The sequence below is a fragment of the Enterobacter sp. RHBSTW-00975 genome (genome assembly GCF_013615235.1).
In the GTDB taxonomy this organism is placed as follows: Bacteria; Pseudomonadota; Gammaproteobacteria; order Enterobacterales; family Enterobacteriaceae; genus Enterobacter; species Enterobacter ludwigii.
In genome coordinates this window covers 3,738,419-3,755,835 of record NZ_CP055883.1, presented here as the reverse complement: position 1 = coordinate 3,755,835, position 17,417 = coordinate 3,738,419, and the positions used below count along the sequence as shown (strand labels likewise).

The window sequence follows — 17,417 nt, the reverse complement described above, 5'->3', positions numbered from 1 at the left end:
TTTTCTGGCAGGTAATTTAGTTTAAGGCTGATAATTTACGGTTGTAAAAACGAGGTAATCGTTTGCGTGGCGTCAGAGTTTGTAAAAGGTATAAGCAATATCTATGAGTGGTTTCGGTAATAAAAAAGCCGGGCCCCACAGCATCGTGACCCGGCTTTTATCAGGAGAGTGAAAATGTTACGTGCAGATTTCGTAGCAAGGAATGTACGCCGACCCGGGTAGCTTCATGCGGTGCTGGGCAACAAAACCCTGCAGCATGTCATCCATGCGGCGCATCATTTCGCGATCGCCATGGATCTTATACGGACCATACTTCTCGATAGCACGGATACCCATCTCTTTCACGTTACCCGCCACGATGCCGGAGAAGGCGCGTCGCAGGTCGGCAGCCAGGACTTCTACCGGCTGGTCCGGGTACAGTTTCAGGTTGGCCATGTTTTCGTGCGAGGGTTCGAACGGGATCTGCAGGTCCGGCGCGATGCGGATTGACCAGTTAAAGCTGTAGGCATCTCCGGTGTCGCGACGGTTCTCTTTAACCAGCGGCATCGCTTTTTTCATCTGACGCGCCACTTCTGCCGCATCGTCAATGATGATGCGATAGTGACGACGCGCGGTTTCACCCAGCGTATGCACGATAAACTCGTCCAGTACGCGGAAGTAGTCAGCGCTCTCTTTCGGCCCGGTCAGGATCAACGGCAGAACCTGATCTTTGTTAGCCGGGTTCATCAGAATACCCAGCAGGTAGAGCAGCTCTTCTGCGGTTCCCACGCCGCCCGGGAAGATGATTATCCCGTGGGCGATACGGACAAACGCCTCAAGGCGCTTCTCGATATCCGGCATAATAATCAGTTCGTTAACCAGCGGGTTAGGTGGCTCAGCGGCGATGATCGACGGCTCGGTCATGCCGATAAAGCGCCCTTCTTTGTAACGCTGCTGAGCGTGTCCCACTGCCGCGCCTTTCATCGGCGCTTCCATCGCCCCGGGACCACAGCCGGTACAGATATTCAGCTCACGCAGGCCGAGCTGGTTTCCTACCCGACGGGCATAGAGATATTCGGTTTCGTTAATCGAGTGACCACCCCAGCAGACGACCATATTAGGGGCTTCGCCCACGTGCAGGGCGCGGGCGTTACGTAAAATGGAGAACACCAGATTGGTGATATGTACCGAGCTTTCCAGGTCGAGATGCTGGAAGCGGCCTGCGTTGTGGATCTGCCCGTTAACAAACAGGATGTCACGCAGCACGGCAAACAGGTTGGCCTGAAGGGAGCGAATGATGCGCCCGTCCACAAAGGCCTCTTCCGGCGGGTTGATCACTTCAAGTTTCACGCCACGCTCGCGGCGCAGCACGTTGATATCAAAGCTTTCGAAGCGGGACAGCAGCTCTTTACTGTTGTCGGTCAGGCTTCCGGAGTTCAGTACGGCAAGTGAACAGTTACGAAACAATTGATAAAGATCGCTGCTGGCCGTGCGTTTAAGCATGTCCACTTCCAGCTGCGACAACATATCCATTGAGCCAAGAGGGCTAATATGTGTAATCAAGTGAGCTCCTTACGGGACGATTATCGTCTTTCCCTGCTGATTACAATAGCCCTGGCTTAGGACGTTTCACAACCTAAAGCGCGGAATAGACCGCGCATATTGCGAAAATATTTAGGTTACTGGCGTACAAGACGGCCGGTGGCAGGCACAAAGTCCGTGTTGGTGCGCCATGGATTGATATCCAGACCACCACGGCGGGTGTAGCGCGCATAAACGCTTAACGTTTCGGGATGACAGAAACGCTGAATATCATTAAAGATGCGCTCCACGCACTGCTCGTGGAATTCGTTGTGATGGCGGAACGACACCAGGTAGCGCAGCAGTTTTTCCCGGTCAATCTTCGGACCGCGATACTGGATCTGCACGGAGCCCCAGTCCGGCTGATGGGTGATCAGGCAGTTGGATTTCAGTAAATGACTTACCAGCGTCTCTTCAACGGTCTTTCCGCTTGCCGCATTTTCGAGGTAATCGGTACTGAATTCGTAATTATCCACTGCGATATCCTGATCATCGATGCAGGTGCCGTTGAAGTGGGCAACAGGCTGCCCTTCCAGCTCATTCAGACGATAGAGTGACACGCTCACCTTGCCCTGTGCGCAGGCGCTTAAATCCCGCTCCAGGGTATGCTGAACCTCTTCCTGACTGTCAAATTTGGTCTGGTTAAAGCTGTTGAGATAGAGCTTAAAGCTTTTGGATTCCACCAGGTTCTGGCTGGCATAATCCAGTTCAACATGGCCCACTGCGACCTGCGGCAGACCGCGGGCGTTGAGCCAGGAAAGCTCATACAGCGTCCAGATATCACCGCCAACAAACGGCAGCGCGTCAGCGTGCAGGCCCAGAGGATCGCGATTCAGACTGCGCGGTACGCCCTGCAGCAGGCTTGCATCGTAGGTGTCGCGGTAATCGGTCGATTTACCCAGCGTTAAGCCCGTTAACGCCTGATGATTTTCGTAAGACATGTTTCATAGCCACTTTACAGGTACACTTATGGGCTGAGTTTATCCTGTCTTACAAGAAGAGAGAAATCGGTGGACATCGAAACTGCAAATGCCCTCACTGCCTTCACGACCCGCTATTGCGATGCATGGCATGAAACGCACGGCACTTGGCCGCAAAGCACTGACTTATATGGTGTACCTTCGCCGTGTATTATCTCTTCTCCGGATGATTACGTTATCTGGCAACCGCAATCCCCGACGGGTGAGCAAAATGTAAATGCGGTTGAACGGGCAATGGACATTGTGGTACAACCAGCGGTTCACGCGTTTTATACCACGCAATTTGCAGGGGATATGCCTGCGCGATTTGCTGATATCACGCTGACGCTGTTGCAGACCTGGAGTGAAGACGATCTGCAGCGTGTTCAGGAAAACCTGATTGGTCATCTGGTCACGCAAAAACGCCTTAAGCTTTCTCCGACGCTCTTTATTGCCACGCTGGACAGTGAACTGGACGTTATCTCAGTCTGCAACCTGTCTGGTGAAGTGGTTAAAGAGACCATCGGTACCCGCAATCGCGAGACTCTCGCCCCCTCACTTGCGGAATTCCTCACCCGACTTGAGCCACTTCTGTAATCCACGATGCCATCGCGCGTGTGAGAGATCTCTTACAGAGTTGTGAGAGATCGCTGGATCATTCAGTATTGCCTTATTTAATTAAGATTAACATTACTCTATTTTTCAATACGTTAATGAGATATCGCCGCGTCCAGGGGGGCACGGGACGGCTTACAGCGCTGCCAGCATGGGTTGTAAGACGAAGCAGAATAGCGGATTCTAGTTGTGTCGACAGGACGCCGACACGAGAAACGAACATCAGGATGATGGCGTTTCTCACCAGGAACACGTCAGGATGACGCTGCAGGAAGGCTTCAGGATGAAGCAAAAGGATCGCGCAGGATGCGTAAGGGACACCTCCAGGAAGGGAGAATGAGAGCCGGTCAGGATGGTCGGTGGGTCAGGATGGCCAGGACGTTTCAGGATGAAACAAACACATCAGGACGATGTGAGCAGGATGCACAAGGTGAAGGATGACCAGGCCTTCGGGCTTCAGGAAAAGTTGTCACGGATGAGCAGGGAGCACGAATTGTAGCTGGATTGCTGCGGAACGAACCGGGAGCACTGTTTTTACAGTGCTCCCTTTTTTTATTTCTGTCTCCTGCAATGCTATGCTGCGCGCCGTTCACTTTTTCAGTTGAGGTTACTATGACGCAACACGATAGCGTTCGTGCCCGGTTGCACGCCATCGAGGCATTATTGCGCCAACATCAGCTGTGGCAGGAGACCGCGCCGCAGCCAGAAGCCTTCGCAAGCACTCAGCCGTTCTGTCTGGATACGCTGGCACCGTTCGAATGGCTCCAGTGGGTGTTAATTCCGCGTATGCACGCGCTGCTCGACGGTGGCCACCCGCTGCCGCAGGCGTTCGCTGTTGCGCCTTATTATGAAATGGCGCTGGACGCGACCCACCCTGCGCGCGATGTCATGCTGATTGAGCTGGAAAAGCTGGATGCTGTGTTTGCCGGTGAAGATGCATGACGCTTGAGATCCTCTATCAGGATGAGTGGCTGGTCGCGGTAAACAAACCGTCTGGCTGGCTGGTGCACCGAAGCTGGCTGGACCGCGATGAAAAAGTGGTGGTGATGCAAACCGTGCGCGACCAGATTGGTCAGCACGTCTTTACGGCTCATCGTCTCGACAGGCCAACCTCCGGTGTGTTGCTGATGGGGCTTTCCAGCGAAGCGGGCCGCCTGCTGTCGCAGCAGTTCGAACAGCACCAGATCCAGAAACGCTACCACGCGATCGTTCGTGGCTGGCTGACGGAGAGCGCCACGCTCGATTATCCGCTGGTGGAAGAGCTGGACAAGATTGCCGATAAATTTGCCCGCGATGACAAAGGCCCGCAGCCTGCCGTGACGGATTACCGCGGCATGGCGACCACGGAAATGCCGGTGGCAACCAGCAAGTTTCCGACCACCCGCTACAGTCTGGTTGAGCTGTTGCCCAAAACCGGGCGCAAACACCAGCTCCGCCGTCACCTGAAACATCTGCGTCATCCGATTATTGGTGACAGCAAGCACGGCGATTTGCGACAGAACCGCAGTGCTGCCGAACATTTTGGCTGCGACCGCCTGATGCTGCATGCCAGTGAACTGAGCCTGACGCACCCGTTTACCGGCGAACCGCTGACTCTCCATGCGGGGCTGGACAACGTCTGGATGCAGGCGCTGTCACAGTTTGGCTGGCTGGGGCAACTCCCCGAAAATGAAAGGGTTGAGTTTGTATCGGGCAACGTTCAGGATGAACAGCAAGCGCAATAATCAAGGAAATACATCATGGCTGAAGTGGGCATTTTTGTCGGCACAATGTACGGCAACTCGCTGCTGGTAGCAGAAGAGGCTGAGGCGATACTCGCAGGCCAGGGCCATAAAGCCACGGTCTATGAAGACCCGGAGCTGGCAGACTGGGAAAAGTACAAAGATAAATACATTCTGGTGGTTACCTCCACTACCGGGCAGGGCGATCTGCCGGACAGCATCGTGCCGCTTTTCCAGGCAATCAAGGATCAGCTTGGCTATCAGCCGGATGTTCACTACGGCATCATTGCTCTGGGCGACAGTTCTTACGCCAATTTCTGCGGCGGTGGTAAGCAGTTCGATGCGCTTTTGCAGGAACAGAGCGCGCAACGCGTCGGTGAGATGTTGCTGATTGATGCAGTTGAACACCCTGAGCCAGAGAGTGAATCGAACCCGTGGGTTGAACACTGGGCAACGCTGCTTAAATAACGCTCTGGCCGGGCAGCCCTTCGCATACCCGGGCTCCCGCGCCCACGTGGCGCGAGCGCAAACACAAAACGGTAACGTCGGTTACCGTTTTGCTTTTCTCCCGCCTTCCGGCGAATTCCGTGAACTACCTTCCACTGCTTTGGGCTTATGCCCCAAACAACTTCTCATTGACCCCTCAATGTTGTGTTCATGCACGGTGAGGGACAGAGGCACTTCTCCCTATACTTTTCCGGTCAGTCATCAAAAAGGCAGTGCGCACTATAAAACGGCATCAAGCCGTACCAAAACTGCCAAATACTAACCCTCATTCTGGTTACCCTACCGGTGCTGTACAGAATGAACTGGCGAGAGCCTGGATTCAGGAGTGCAACAATGAGTACATTAAGCCACGCGGCGAGCAGCGCTGAGAAGCGCACAAATGCGCGCTACTGGATAGTGGTGATGCTGTTTATCGTCACATCCTTTAACTATGGTGACCGTGCCACGCTGTCGATTGCCGGTTCTGAAATGGCAAAAGACATCGGTCTTGATCCGGTTGGCATGGGCTACGTTTTCTCCGCATTTTCATGGGCCTACGTTATCGGCCAAATTCCTGGCGGCTGGCTGCTTGATCGTTTTGGCTCCAAACGCGTCTATTTCTGGTCCATCTTCATCTGGTCGGCATTTACCCTGTTGCAGGGCTTCGTCGATGTGTTCAACGGATTTGGCATCATCGTTGCGCTCTTCACCCTGCGTTTCCTGGTGGGCTTAGCCGAAGCACCTTCCTTCCCCGGTAACAGCCGTATTGTGGCGGCGTGGTTCCCGGCGCAGGAGAGGGGAACGGCGGTGGCAATTTTTAACTCTGCGCAATACTTTGCGACGGTGATCTTTGCACCCATTATGGGCTGGCTGACGCATGAAGTGGGCTGGTCACATGTCTTCTTCTTTATGGGTGGGCTTGGGATCATCATTAGCTTCGTCTGGCTGAAAGTGATCCATGAACCGAACCAGCATCCCGGCGTGAATAAAAAAGAGCTGGAGTACATTGCTGAAGGCGGGGCGCTGATCAACATGGATCAGAAATCGGCAAAAGCAAAAGTGCCGTTCAGCCAGAAATGGGCGCAGATCAAACAGCTCGTCGGCTCGCGCATGATGATCGGCATCTATCTGGGCCAGTATTGCATTAACGCCTTAACTTACTTCTTCATCACCTGGTTCCCGGTTTACCTGGTGCAGGCGCGCGGGATGTCGATCCTGAAAGCGGGCTTTGTGGCGTCAGTCCCGGCTATCTGCGGTTTTGTAGGGGGTGTGCTGGGGGGCGTGATTTCCGACTGGCTGATGCGTCGTACAGGCTCTTTGAATATCGCGCGTAAAACGCCGATTGTGCTCGGCATGCTGCTCTCCATGACCATGGTGTTCTGTAACTATGTCAGCGCTGAGTGGATGATTATTGGCTTTATGGCGATGGCCTTCTTCGGTAAAGGGATCGGTGCCCTCGGCTGGGCGGTCATGGCGGATACCGCACCGAAAGAGATCAGCGGCCTGAGCGGTGGACTGTTCAATATGTTTGGCAACATCTCCGGGATTGTGACCCCCATTGCCATCGGCTACATCGTGGGAACCACCGGCTCCTTCAACGGCGCGCTGATTTACGTTGGCGTACACGCGCTGGTGGCGGTCCTGAGCTACCTGGTTCTGGTGGGTGATATCAAGCGCGTGGAACTTAAACCTGTAGTGGAGCGCGGCTGATGACGACTCAATCAAGCCCGGTGATTACCGACATGAAGGTCATACCGGTGGCCGGACAGGACAGTATGCTGCTCAACATCGGCGGCGCACATAACGCCTGGTTTACCCGTAATATCGTGGTGCTGACGGATTCCGCGGGCCACACCGGCGTTGGGGAAGCGCCGGGTGGCGAGGTTATCCACCAGACGCTGGTAGATGCCATTCCGCTGGTCGTCGGGAAAGAGGTAGCTCGCCTCAATAACGTGGTGCAGCGGGTGCACAAGGGCAATCAGTCGGCAGACTTTGACACGTTCGGCAAAGGCGCCTGGACGTTCGAATTGCGCGTCAACGCTGTCGCCGCGCTAGAGGCTGCTCTGCTTGATTTACTGGGTAAGGCGCTGAAGGTCCCGGTCTGCGAACTGCTGGGGCCAGGAAAACAGCGCGACGCGGTGACGGTGCTCGGTTATCTGTTTTATGTTGGCGATCGCAACAAAACCGACCTGCCTTATCTGGCGCATTCCCCTGGCGACCATGAGTGGTATCACCTGCGTCACCAGGAGGCACTTTCCGGTGAGGCGGTGGTTCGGCTGGCGGAAGCCGCGCAGGATCGCTACGGATTTAAAGATTTCAAGCTGAAAGGCGGCGTATTGCCCGGCGAGCAGGAGATTGAAACTGCCCGCGCGCTCAAAAAACGCTTCCCGGATGCGCGCATCACGGTGGATCCGAACGGTGCATGGCTGCTGGATGAGGCCATTGCCTTATGCAAAGGGCTGGACGACGTGTTGACCTACGCGGAGGATCCGTGCGGGGCCGAGCAGGGCTTCTCCGGTCGTGAAGTGATGGCGGAATTCCGGCGTGCCACTGGTCTACCGGTGGCCACCAATATGATCGCCACCAACTGGCGTGAAATGGGCCACGCGGTGATGCTGAACGCGGTCGATATTCCGCTGGCGGACCCGCATTTCTGGACACTCTCAGGTGCCGTTCGCGTCGCACAGCTCTGCGACGACTGGGGACTGACCTGGGGTTGTCACTCCAACAACCATTTCGACATTTCGCTGGCGATGTTTACGCACGTTGGCGCGGCGGCTCCGGGCAACCCGACCGCCATTGATACCCACTGGATTTGGCAGGAGGGAGAAGCCCGCCTGACGAAAGAACCGCTGGTAATCAAAAATGGCAAGATTGCCGTACCAGATGCACCGGGGCTGGGCGTTGAGCTTGACTGGGATCAGGTTCATCACGCGCATGAGGCGTATAAAAAACTGCCAGGCGGCGCGCGTAACGACGCGGGGCCGATGCAGTACCTGATCCCCGGCTGGACATTTGATCGTAAGCGCCCTGTTTTTGGACGTCACTGATAAAAGGATTGAACGATGAGTACTTTTACTACCCCTGTAGTCACTTCCATGCAGATCATTCCGGTCGCCGGCCATGACAGCATGTTGATGAACCTGAGCGGAGCGCATGCGCCGTTTTTCACCCGCAATATTGTCATTATCAACGATAACTCCGGGCATACCGGCGTGGGTGAAATCCCCGGTGGTGAGAAGATCCGCAAAACGCTGGAAGAGGCCGCTCCGCTGGTGGTGGGAAAAACGCTGGGCGAATATAAAAATATCCTCAATACCGTGCGAAGCACCTTCGCTGACCGTGATGCCGGCGGTCGTGGTCTGCAAACCTTCGACCTGCGAACCACCATTCACGTGGTCACCGGTATCGAAGCCGCGATGCTGGATCTGCTGGGCCAACACCTGGGCGTTAACGTTGCGTCGCTGCTGGGCGAAGGCCAGCAGCGCAGTGAAGTGGAAATGCTGGGCTATCTGTTCTTCGTTGGCGACCGCACGCTGACGCCGCTGCCGTACCAGAACCAGGCGGATGAAAAATGTGACTGGTACCGACTCCGCCACGAAGAAGCGATGACCCCGGATGCGGTGGTGCGCCTGGCGGAAGCCGCGTACGAAAAATATGGCTTTAACGATTTCAAACTGAAGGGCGGCGTGCTTGCGGGTGAACAGGAGGCGGAAGCCATTACCGCACTGGCAAAACGTTTCCCGCAGGCGCGCGTCACGCTCGACCCGAACGGTGCCTGGTCTCTGGATGAAGCTATCCGCATTGGTAAACAACTGAAAGGCGTGCTGGCGTACGCGGAAGATCCGTGCGGGGCTGAGCAGGGCTTCTCGGGCCGTGAAGTGATGGCGGAATTCCGTCGCGCCACCGGTTTACCCACCGCGACCAATATGATTGCCACCGACTGGCGTCAGATGGGGCACACCCTGTCGTTACAGTCTGTCGATATTCCGCTGGCAGACCCCCACTTCTGGACGATGCAGGGGTCGGTGCGTGTGGCACAGATGTGTCATGAATTTGGCCTGACCTGGGGCTCGCACTCCAATAACCACTTTGATGTCTCGCTGGCGATGTTCACCCACGTGGCCGCTGCCGCACCGGGCACGATCACCGCTATCGATACCCACTGGATCTGGCAGGAAGGAAATCAGCGTCTGACCAGAGAGCCGTTTGAGATCAAAGGAGGCATGGTGCAGGTGCCAACCACGCCGGGTCTGGGCATTGAGCTGGATATGGATCAGGTGATGAAAGCCCACGAGCTATATCAAAAACATGGTCTGGGGGCACGCGACGATGCGATGGCCATGCAATATTTGATATCTGACTGGAAATTCGACAATAAACGTCCGTGCATGGTACGATAAACGCATTGGGACCGCTCCCATTAGCGGTCGTTTACGTGGTGTATGCTTAACGTAATGACTATGCGTAAGGATGGCTTATGAAGATTGTTATCGCACCGGATTCGTATAAGGAAAGCCTGAGCGCCCTTGAGGTAGCCACCGCGATTGAGCAGGGTTTTCGCGAGATTTTCCCCGCGGCCGACTTTGTGAAATTGCCGGTCGCCGATGGTGGAGAAGGTACCGTAGAAGCTATGGTGGCGGCGACGCAGGGGCGCATTGTCCATGCCTCTGTCTCAGGCCCGCTGGGTGAGCCTGTGGACGGGTTCTATGGCATCTCCGGTGACGAACAGAGCGCGTTTATTGAAATGGCGGCGGCAAGCGGTCTGGAGCTGGTCGCGCCTTCGCAACGCAATCCCCTTCTTACCACCTCCTGGGGGACCGGCGAGCTTATCCGACACGCGCTGGATGCGGGCGTTAAGCATATTATTATTGGCATTGGCGGCAGCGCCACCAATGACGGTGGTGCCGGCATGGTGCAGGCGCTGGGGGTAAAGCTGCTGGATACCAACGAGCAGCCCCTTGGACAGGGGGGCTGCGAGCTGGCAAAACTGGCCCGTATCGACCTGAGCGGGCTGGATAACCGTCTGGCGGAGTGCCGGATTGAAGTCGCCTGTGACGTCACTAATCCGCTCACCGGCGACGAAGGGGCATCCGCGGTCTTTGGCCCGCAAAAAGGCGCCACGCCGGAGATGATTGTGACCCTGGATAACGCCCTGGCGCATTACGCGCAGGTCATTGCCCGGGATCTGGATATCGACGTCATCAACCTTGCCGGCGGCGGTGCGGCGGGTGGGATGGGGGCGGCACTCTACGCTTTCTGCGGTGCGCAGCTTCGTCAGGGGATTGAGATTGTCACCGATGCGCTGCATCTGGCAGAGCAGGTGGCTAACGCCGATCTGGTGATTACGGGAGAAGGGCGCATTGACAGCCAGACGATCCACGGGAAAGTGCCGGTGGGCGTCGCGAAGGTGGCTAAACGCTTTAATAAACCGGTCATCGGTATTGCGGGTAGCCTGACGGCGGATGTCGGGGTGGTACATAATCACGGCATCGACGCGGTATTCAGCGTGATTTATACCATCTGTTCGCTGGAGGACGCGCTGGAAAATGCCAGCGACAATGTGCGGATGGCCGCACGCAATATCGCTGCAGTGCTGAAAGTGGGGCAGGCGTTCAGGCTCTGAACGGCGGGCAATCCTGTTTGCCCTCTCCCGGCGGGAGAGGGCAACGCTAGTTACCTAACACCTTCATGGCTTCCCGCGTCACATTATCCATCTCGTCCAGCAGCTCCAGAAATTCCGGTTCAAGCTCTGTTTCCGGCGTGCCCGCGCGAAGCTGTTGTTCCAGCAACTGGCAGAGATTCTTCAGCCGCGGCACACCGCTGTAGCCGCAGCTACCGTGCAGCTTATGAATGGCTTCCAGCAGATCTTCCGGGTTTTCACCCACCAGCTGCTCTTCGACCTTATTACGAATTTCCGGCAGAAACGCGACCAGCATTTGCAGCATATCGCGGGCCAAATCAGGTTTACCCGCCGCCTGGCGCAGCGCAAGCTGCCAGTCAAAGGTGGCGTTTTGATTGACGCTGATTTCCACCGGTTCGGACGATACCGTGTACGTTCCGCCGATATGCCCCGGCTTATAGCGTAACAGCAGGCTGTGCAGCTTCTCTTCGTCGATAGGTTTGGCCAGATAATCATTCATTCCGGCGCTCAGCAGCTTCTCTTTCTGACCGGCCATCGCGTGGGCGGTGACCGCAATCACCGGCGTTTGCTGCTGATGCGGGAGCTGACGGATCAGCTCGCAGGCACGAATGCCATCCATGCCGGGCATTTGAATATCCATCAGAATTAAATCGAACTGCATCTGTTTCGCATGCTCAACCGCCTGCGCACCGCTGGTACACAGCTCTACGTGCTGAACCTGATCTTCAAGCAACACGCCAATCAGCTTCAGGTTGGCCGGATTATCATCCACCGCCATTACGCTCATCGGCAATTTTTGTTCATCGTCAATCAGCGGCAGGGCGTGCTGGCTCAGACGACAGTATTCCGTCAGTGCTGGCAGCAGGCGGGTCGCGGTAAGTGGCTTAAGCAGGCAGGCGGCGGCCCCGTCATTTTTTAACTCTTCCGCATTGATCTGGGCATGACACGGCAGGGCCAGCAGCAGGTAGTCGGTCATCGATGCGGCTTTCGCCAGCCGTTCCTGTTGCATAGTGAGCTCGCCGGTAAAGGTGACCGGGACCCCCAACAGCAGGATGTCGTAATGCTCCACGGCAAGCGCTGAGAAGGTAGGACTGTAGATCACCTCCAGCGGCGTGGTGCTTAAGATATCAAGCGTACACTGCGCCGCTGCGGCGTTCGGCTCAACGTAGGCAAGGCGCATTCCTTTCAGGCAATTGGTTACCGGACCGTCGGTCAGCACGTTCGGGTTAAGGTCCAGATTGATATGGAACCAGAACGTGGAGCCCCGGTTTGGCTGGCTGTGGAAAGAGATATCTCCCCCCATCTCCTTAACCAGTTTCTGTGTGATAACCAGACCCAGCCCCGTGCCGCCATGACGTCTGGAAATACTTGCATCGGCCTGACGAAACGCCTGGAACAGACGGGACTGATCCCGCTCTGGAATACCGATGCCGGTATCGCGGATCTGAACTTCAATCTGAACCTTGTTATTACTGATGGAGCGCTTTTCCACCAGAATATCAATGTTGCCGCTTTCGGTGAATTTGATGGCGTTACCGACAAGGTTTGTAATCACCTGCTGCAGGCGCAGCGGGTCGCCAATGACGTTATCCGGCACGTCATTTTTAATGTTGAGCGTCAGCTCCAGGCCTTTATCGTGCGACGAGTGTGCGAGCAGCGTCACCACTTCATCGAGCGTGCTGCGCAGCGGGAACGGGATGCTCTCCAGGATCAGCTTGCCGGCTTCCAGCTTGGAGAAGTCCAGCACGTCGTTGATGATCGCCAGCAGGTTGTTGGCCGAGCGCTCAATGGTGTGCAGATGATCGCGCTGGGTTGGGTTCAGCTCGCTTTTTAGCGTCAGACGGGTAAAGCCAATCACGCCATTGAGCGGCGTACGCAGCTCGTGGGACATATTCGCGAGGAACTCGGATTTGATACGTGCGGCTTCCTGCGCGCGTTTTTTCGCCAGATCCAGCTCAACGTTCTGAATCTCCATCTGCTCCAGGGTTTCGCGCAGGTCAGAGGTCGCCTGGTCGACATTGTGCTGCATCTCTTCGTGATACGCTGCCAGCGACATCGCCATCGAGTTAATGCCGTTTTTGAGCATATCGAGCTCGCCCAGCATAAACCCTTCCACCCGGCTGTCGAGCTGGCCCCGGCGAATGCGGTCGACGGTGTTAACCATGTTGCGAATGGGCCCCGTCACGTCACGCATCAGGCGCCAGCCGAAGATAAGTGCAATCCCGATACAGAACAGCATCATAACGCCGGAGATGAAAATTTCTTTGTACTGCTGCAGACGCACCGACTTGAGATCCAGCTCCAGCGCCACATATCCGAGCATATTGTCGCTGGATTTGGCGTCAGACTGGGCGGATTCATCGGGTGAGTAGCTTTCCGAAATAATCGGGGTGCGCAGGATCATGATATCGCCGCGTCGCAGCACGGTGAGGTGGCGCGGGAAGGGCGTACCGTCAGGAATTTTCAGGGCCGCTGGATCCAGATGAAAATTCGAGGTGACAAAGAGGCGGTTATGCTCGTCGTAAACGGAGATGGCACGCACGATATCCGAATGACGGCGGTGCAGCACGCTGATTAACTGACCTATCGATTCGCGGTTTTGCAGGTTCATCCCATACTCACTGGAGACGGCCAGCGGTTCGATAATGCTGGCACCGGCATCTTCCAGTTGCCGCTGCAAATCGTTATAGCGGTGCACCACAAAAAAGATACTCAGCAGCAAACCGATGAGAACGGTGGGGGCGAGGATCAAAATCATCATGCGCGCGCGCAGGCTGTAGTTGGTCATGGCGTTCCGTTATGGGACAATTAGGATAATTATGTTTATGTGAGAAAAATCTCGGCGATGGCGCAATTCTACTCTGCAAAGCGACGCGTGACGACGCGTCAGATCATAACTGTTGAAGCCACTGACCTCGATCCCTTTGGCCAGGGGGTTGCGCGTCATAATGGTAAGACACTGTTTATAACAGGTTTACTGCCAACAGAACGAGCAGAAATTACGCTGACGGAAGATAAACGCCAGTTTGCACGCGGGCAGGTTAAGCATCGTCATAACGATAGCCCGGACCGCGTGAAGCCTCGCTGCCCGCATTTTGGCGTCTGTGGTGGCTGCCAGCAACAGCATGTCAGCACAGAATTACAGCAAAAAAGTAAAAGCAGCGCCCTGGCCCGCCTGCTTAAGCACGACGTCAACGAGATCATCGCCGACCAGCCCTGGGGCTATCGTCGTCGCGCGCGTTTGAGCCTGAGCTATCAGCCAAAAACTGAGCGGCTGGAGATGGGGTTTCGCAAAGCCAGCTCCAGCGATATCGTCGATATCAGGCAGTGCCCCATTTTGGTGCCCCGTCTTGAGGCATTGCTTCCTGATGTGCACGCCTGCCTCTGCGGACTGGACGGCGTTCGCCACCTCGGGCACGTCGAACTGGTCATGGCCAACAATGGCCCGCTGATGGTGCTGCGCCACACCGCGCCGCTGTCGAAAAAAGATCGTGAAAAACTGGAACGCTTTTCGCATTCCCACGAGCTGGCGCTTTTCCTTGCCCCCCAAAGCGAGATACTTGAGCAACTGACAGGCGAAGCGCCCTGGTATGCGTCAAACGGGCTACGCTTAACGTTCAGTCCGCGCGATTTCATTCAGGTAAATGATGGCATCAATCAGCAAATGATTGAGAAAGCGCTGATATGGCTGGATGTGCAGAAGAGCGATCGGGTACTTGACCTGTTCTGCGGAATGGGCAATTTCACGCTGCCTTTGGCCCGGCAGGCGGCAAGCGTTGTGGGTGTCGAAGGCGTTGAGGCGCTGGTGGCTAAAGGGCAGGAGAACGCACGACAGAACGGCTTGCAAAATGTGACATTCTTTCACCAAAATCTTGAGGAAGATGTGACGCAGCAGCCGTGGGCGATGCAGGGGTTTGACAAAATTCTTCTCGACCCGGCGCGCGCAGGTGCACCGGGTGTAATGCAACATATAATTAAACTCGCGCCCAGGCGCGTGGTCTATGTTTCCTGTAACCCGGCAACGCTTGCCCGAGACAGTGAGGCATTAATCCGTGCGGGTTACCAGATTCAGCGTCTGGCAATGCTGGACATGTTCCCGCACACTGGGCATCTGGAATCGATGGTGTTGTTTGAGCACATCTAATTAGTTTGGCTTGTCGACTTCGACAGGCCCTGGTCCCTAAAGGAGAGGACAATGGTTGCGGTAAGAAGTGCACATCTTAATAAAGCTGGGGAGTTTGACCCACAAAAATGGATAGCAAGTCTGGGGATTTCCAGCCAGCAGTCGTGTGAACGCTTAACCGAAACCTGGGCCTACTGTCAGCGCACCACTCTGGGGCATCCTGACGCCGAACTGTTATTGTGGCGCGGCGTGGAGATGGTTGAAATCTTATCCATGCTGAACATGGATATCGAAACGCTGCAGGCCGCGCTTTTGTTCCCTCTTGCCGATGCGGATGTCGTCACTGAAGACGTGCTGCGCGACAGCGTCGGGCAATCCGTCGTGGCGTTGATCCACGGCGTACGGGATATGGCGGCAATCCGCCAGCTCAAAGCCGCACATACCGATTCCGTCTCCTCTGAGCAAGTTGATAACGTTCGCCGGATGCTGCTGGCCATGGTGGACGATTTCCGCTGCGTGGTCATCAAGCTCGCTGAACGCGTTGCCCACCTGCGCGAAGTAAAAGATGCGCCGGAAGACGAGCGCGTACTGGCCGCGAAAGAGTGTACGAACATCTATGCACCGCTGGCGAACCGCTTAGGGATTGGTCAACTGAAATGGGAGCTGGAGGATTACTGCTTCCGTTACCTGCACCCGGCAGAATATAAGCGGATTGCAAAACTCCTGCACGAGCGCCGCATTGACCGCGAGCACTATATTGAGGAGTTCGTCAGCGGATTGCGCCAGTCGATGAAAGAAGAGAATGTGCGGGCCGAAGTCTATGGTCGACCCAAGCACATCTACAGCATCTGGCGCAAAATGCAGAAGAAACATCTCGCCTTTGATGAGCTGTTTGACGTGCGCGCCGTGCGCATCGTTGCGGAGCGTCTGCAGGATTGCTACGCCGCGTTAGGGATAGTACATACTCACTTCCGCCATCTACCGGATGAGTTTGATGACTATGTCGCGAACCCGAAACCTAACGGCTATCAGTCTATTCATACCGTGGTGCTGGGGCCTGGCGGCAAAACGGTCGAGATTCAAATTCGTACCAAACAGATGCACGAGGACGCTGAGCTTGGCGTCGCGGCGCACTGGAAATACAAAGAGGGGACGTCAGGTGGCGTACGCTCTGGTCATGAAGACCGCATTGCCTGGCTGCGTAAGCTGATTGCGTGGCAGGAAGAGATGGCGGATTCCGGCGAAATGCTGGATGAAGTGCGAAGCCAGGTCTTTGACGACCGGGTCTACGTCTTTACGCCGAAAGGTGACGTGGTCGACCTGCCAGCAGGCTCCACGCCGCTGGACTTTGCCTATCACATCCACAGTGATGTGGGGCACCGCTGCATCGGGGCGAAAATCGGCGGGCGTATCGTACCGTTTACCTATCAGCTGCAGATGGGCGACCAGATTGAAATCATCACGCAGAAGCAGCCTAACCCGAGCCGTGACTGGCTTAACCCGAACCTGGGTTATGTCACCACCAGCCGCGGGCGCTCAAAAATTCACGCCTGGTTCCGTAAGCAGGATCGTGACAAGAACATTCTTGCCGGTCGCCAGATCCTCGACGACGAGCTGGAACATATCGGCATAAGCCTGAAAGAGGCCGAGAAATTCCTGCTGCCGCGCTACAACTTCAACGAGCTGGATGAACTGCTGGCGGCGATTGGCGGCGGTGATATCCGTCTTAATCAGATGGTGAACTTCCTGCAGGCGCAGTTCAACAAGCCAAGCGCGGCGGAGCAGGATGCGGCGGCGCTGAAGCAGCTGCAGCAGAAAACCTATGCGCCACAACAGCGCAGCAAAGACAATGGCCGCGTTGTGGTGGAAGGGGTGGGTAATCTGATGCACCACATTGCCCGCTGCTGCCAGCCAATCCCGGGTGATGATATCGTTGGCTTTATCACTCAGGGACGCGGGATTTCCATTCACCGTTCAGACTGCGACCAGCTTGCCGAGCTGCAGTCGCATGCACCGGAACGTATTGTGGAAGCAGTCTGGGGCGAGAGCTACTCGGCGGGGTACTCGCTGGTGGTTCGCGTCACCGCAAACGACCGCAGCGGCCTGCTGCGCGATATTACGACCATTCTCGCGAACGAGAAGGTCAACGTGCTGGGCGTGGCCAGCCGCAGCGATACGCGCGAGCAGCTTGCCACCATCGATATGACCATCGAAATCTACAACCTGCAGGTGCTGGGCCGCGTGCTTGGCAAACTGAACCAGGTCCCGGATGTGATTGACGCACGTCGTCTGCACGGCGGGTAAGCCCA

At 55.9% G+C, this 17,417-nt stretch carries 13 protein-coding genes; 10 read left to right on the top strand and 3 right to left on the bottom strand.

All coding sequences use genetic code 11. The features are described from left to right. Window positions 1-177 precede the first annotated feature (177 nt). Both ppnN and queF read right to left on the bottom strand, forming a co-directional pair. Entirely contained in the window at window positions 178-1,542 is a 1,365-nt protein-coding gene (gene ppnN / locus HV340_RS18060) for a nucleotide 5'-monophosphate nucleosidase PpnN (protein ID WP_014171428.1), read from the bottom strand. Window positions 1,543-1,658: 116 nt separating this feature from the next. Further along, a complete protein-coding gene (gene queF, locus HV340_RS18055) occupies window positions 1,659-2,501 on the bottom strand; it encodes an NADPH-dependent 7-cyano-7-deazaguanine reductase QueF (RefSeq protein WP_086532157.1) in 843 nt (280 codons plus the stop codon). A gap of 69 nt (window positions 2,502-2,570) precedes the next feature. Here queF and syd point away from each other — a divergent pair, with 69 nt between their 5' ends. The 8 genes from syd (at window position 2,571) to HV340_RS18015 (ending at window position 10,967) form a co-directional block, all read left to right on the top strand. Beyond that, entirely contained in the window at window positions 2,571-3,116 is a 546-nt protein-coding gene (gene syd / locus HV340_RS18050; RefSeq protein ID WP_040018897.1) for a SecY-interacting protein, read from the top strand. Between the two features lie 630 nt (window positions 3,117-3,746). Then, window positions 3,747-4,076, top strand: coding sequence for a YqcC family protein (locus HV340_RS18045; protein WP_032678877.1), 330 nt, complete (start codon window positions 3,747-3,749; stop codon window positions 4,074-4,076). Then, complete coding sequence (gene truC, locus HV340_RS18040) at window positions 4,073-4,858, top strand: tRNA pseudouridine(65) synthase TruC (RefSeq protein WP_014171422.1); 786 nt, start codon at window positions 4,073-4,075, stop codon at window positions 4,856-4,858. The genes HV340_RS18045 and truC overlap by 4 nt, the downstream gene beginning before the upstream one ends. 15 nt (window positions 4,859-4,873) lie before the next feature. Then, window positions 4,874-5,323 (top strand): flavodoxin, encoded by a 450-nt coding sequence (locus HV340_RS18035; protein ID WP_181216149.1) that lies wholly within the window; start codon window positions 4,874-4,876, stop codon window positions 5,321-5,323. A gap of 372 nt (window positions 5,324-5,695) precedes the next feature. Next, window positions 5,696-7,051 carry an MFS transporter gene (locus HV340_RS18030; protein WP_020883799.1) on the top strand — a complete coding sequence of 452 codons (1,356 nt, stop codon included), beginning with the start codon at window positions 5,696-5,698 and terminating at the stop codon, window positions 7,049-7,051. Continuing rightward, window positions 7,051-8,391 (top strand): enolase C-terminal domain-like protein, encoded by a 1,341-nt coding sequence (locus HV340_RS18025; RefSeq protein ID WP_025203355.1) that lies wholly within the window; start codon window positions 7,051-7,053, stop codon window positions 8,389-8,391. The genes HV340_RS18030 and HV340_RS18025 overlap by 1 nt, the downstream gene beginning before the upstream one ends. 15 nt (window positions 8,392-8,406) lie before the next feature. After that, complete coding sequence (gene gudD, locus HV340_RS18020; RefSeq protein ID WP_181216148.1) at window positions 8,407-9,744, top strand: glucarate dehydratase; 1,338 nt, start codon at window positions 8,407-8,409, stop codon at window positions 9,742-9,744. A gap of 77 nt (window positions 9,745-9,821) precedes the next feature. Continuing rightward, a complete protein-coding gene (locus HV340_RS18015; RefSeq protein ID WP_181216147.1) occupies window positions 9,822-10,967 on the top strand; it encodes a glycerate kinase in 1,146 nt (381 codons plus the stop codon). 46 nt (window positions 10,968-11,013) lie between these two features. Here HV340_RS18015 and barA read toward each other — a convergent pair whose 3' ends face one another. Continuing rightward, window positions 11,014-13,773, bottom strand: a complete 2,760-nt coding sequence (gene barA / locus HV340_RS18010) for a two-component sensor histidine kinase BarA (RefSeq protein WP_020883803.1) — start codon at window positions 13,771-13,773, stop codon at window positions 11,014-11,016. A 57-nt stretch (window positions 13,774-13,830) separates the two neighbouring features. Between barA and rlmD the strand changes: the two genes are divergently transcribed. Both rlmD and relA read left to right on the top strand, forming a co-directional pair. Continuing rightward, window positions 13,831-15,129 (top strand): 23S rRNA (uracil(1939)-C(5))-methyltransferase RlmD, encoded by a 1,299-nt coding sequence (rlmD, locus tag HV340_RS18005; RefSeq protein ID WP_181216146.1) that lies wholly within the window; start codon window positions 13,831-13,833, stop codon window positions 15,127-15,129. 51 nt (window positions 15,130-15,180) lie between these two features. After that, the gene (relA, locus tag HV340_RS18000) at window positions 15,181-17,412 is read left to right on the top strand and encodes a GTP diphosphokinase (protein ID WP_014171414.1); all 2,232 of its coding nucleotides are present in this window, start codon (window positions 15,181-15,183) and stop codon (window positions 17,410-17,412) included. Window positions 17,413-17,417 lie beyond the last annotated feature (5 nt).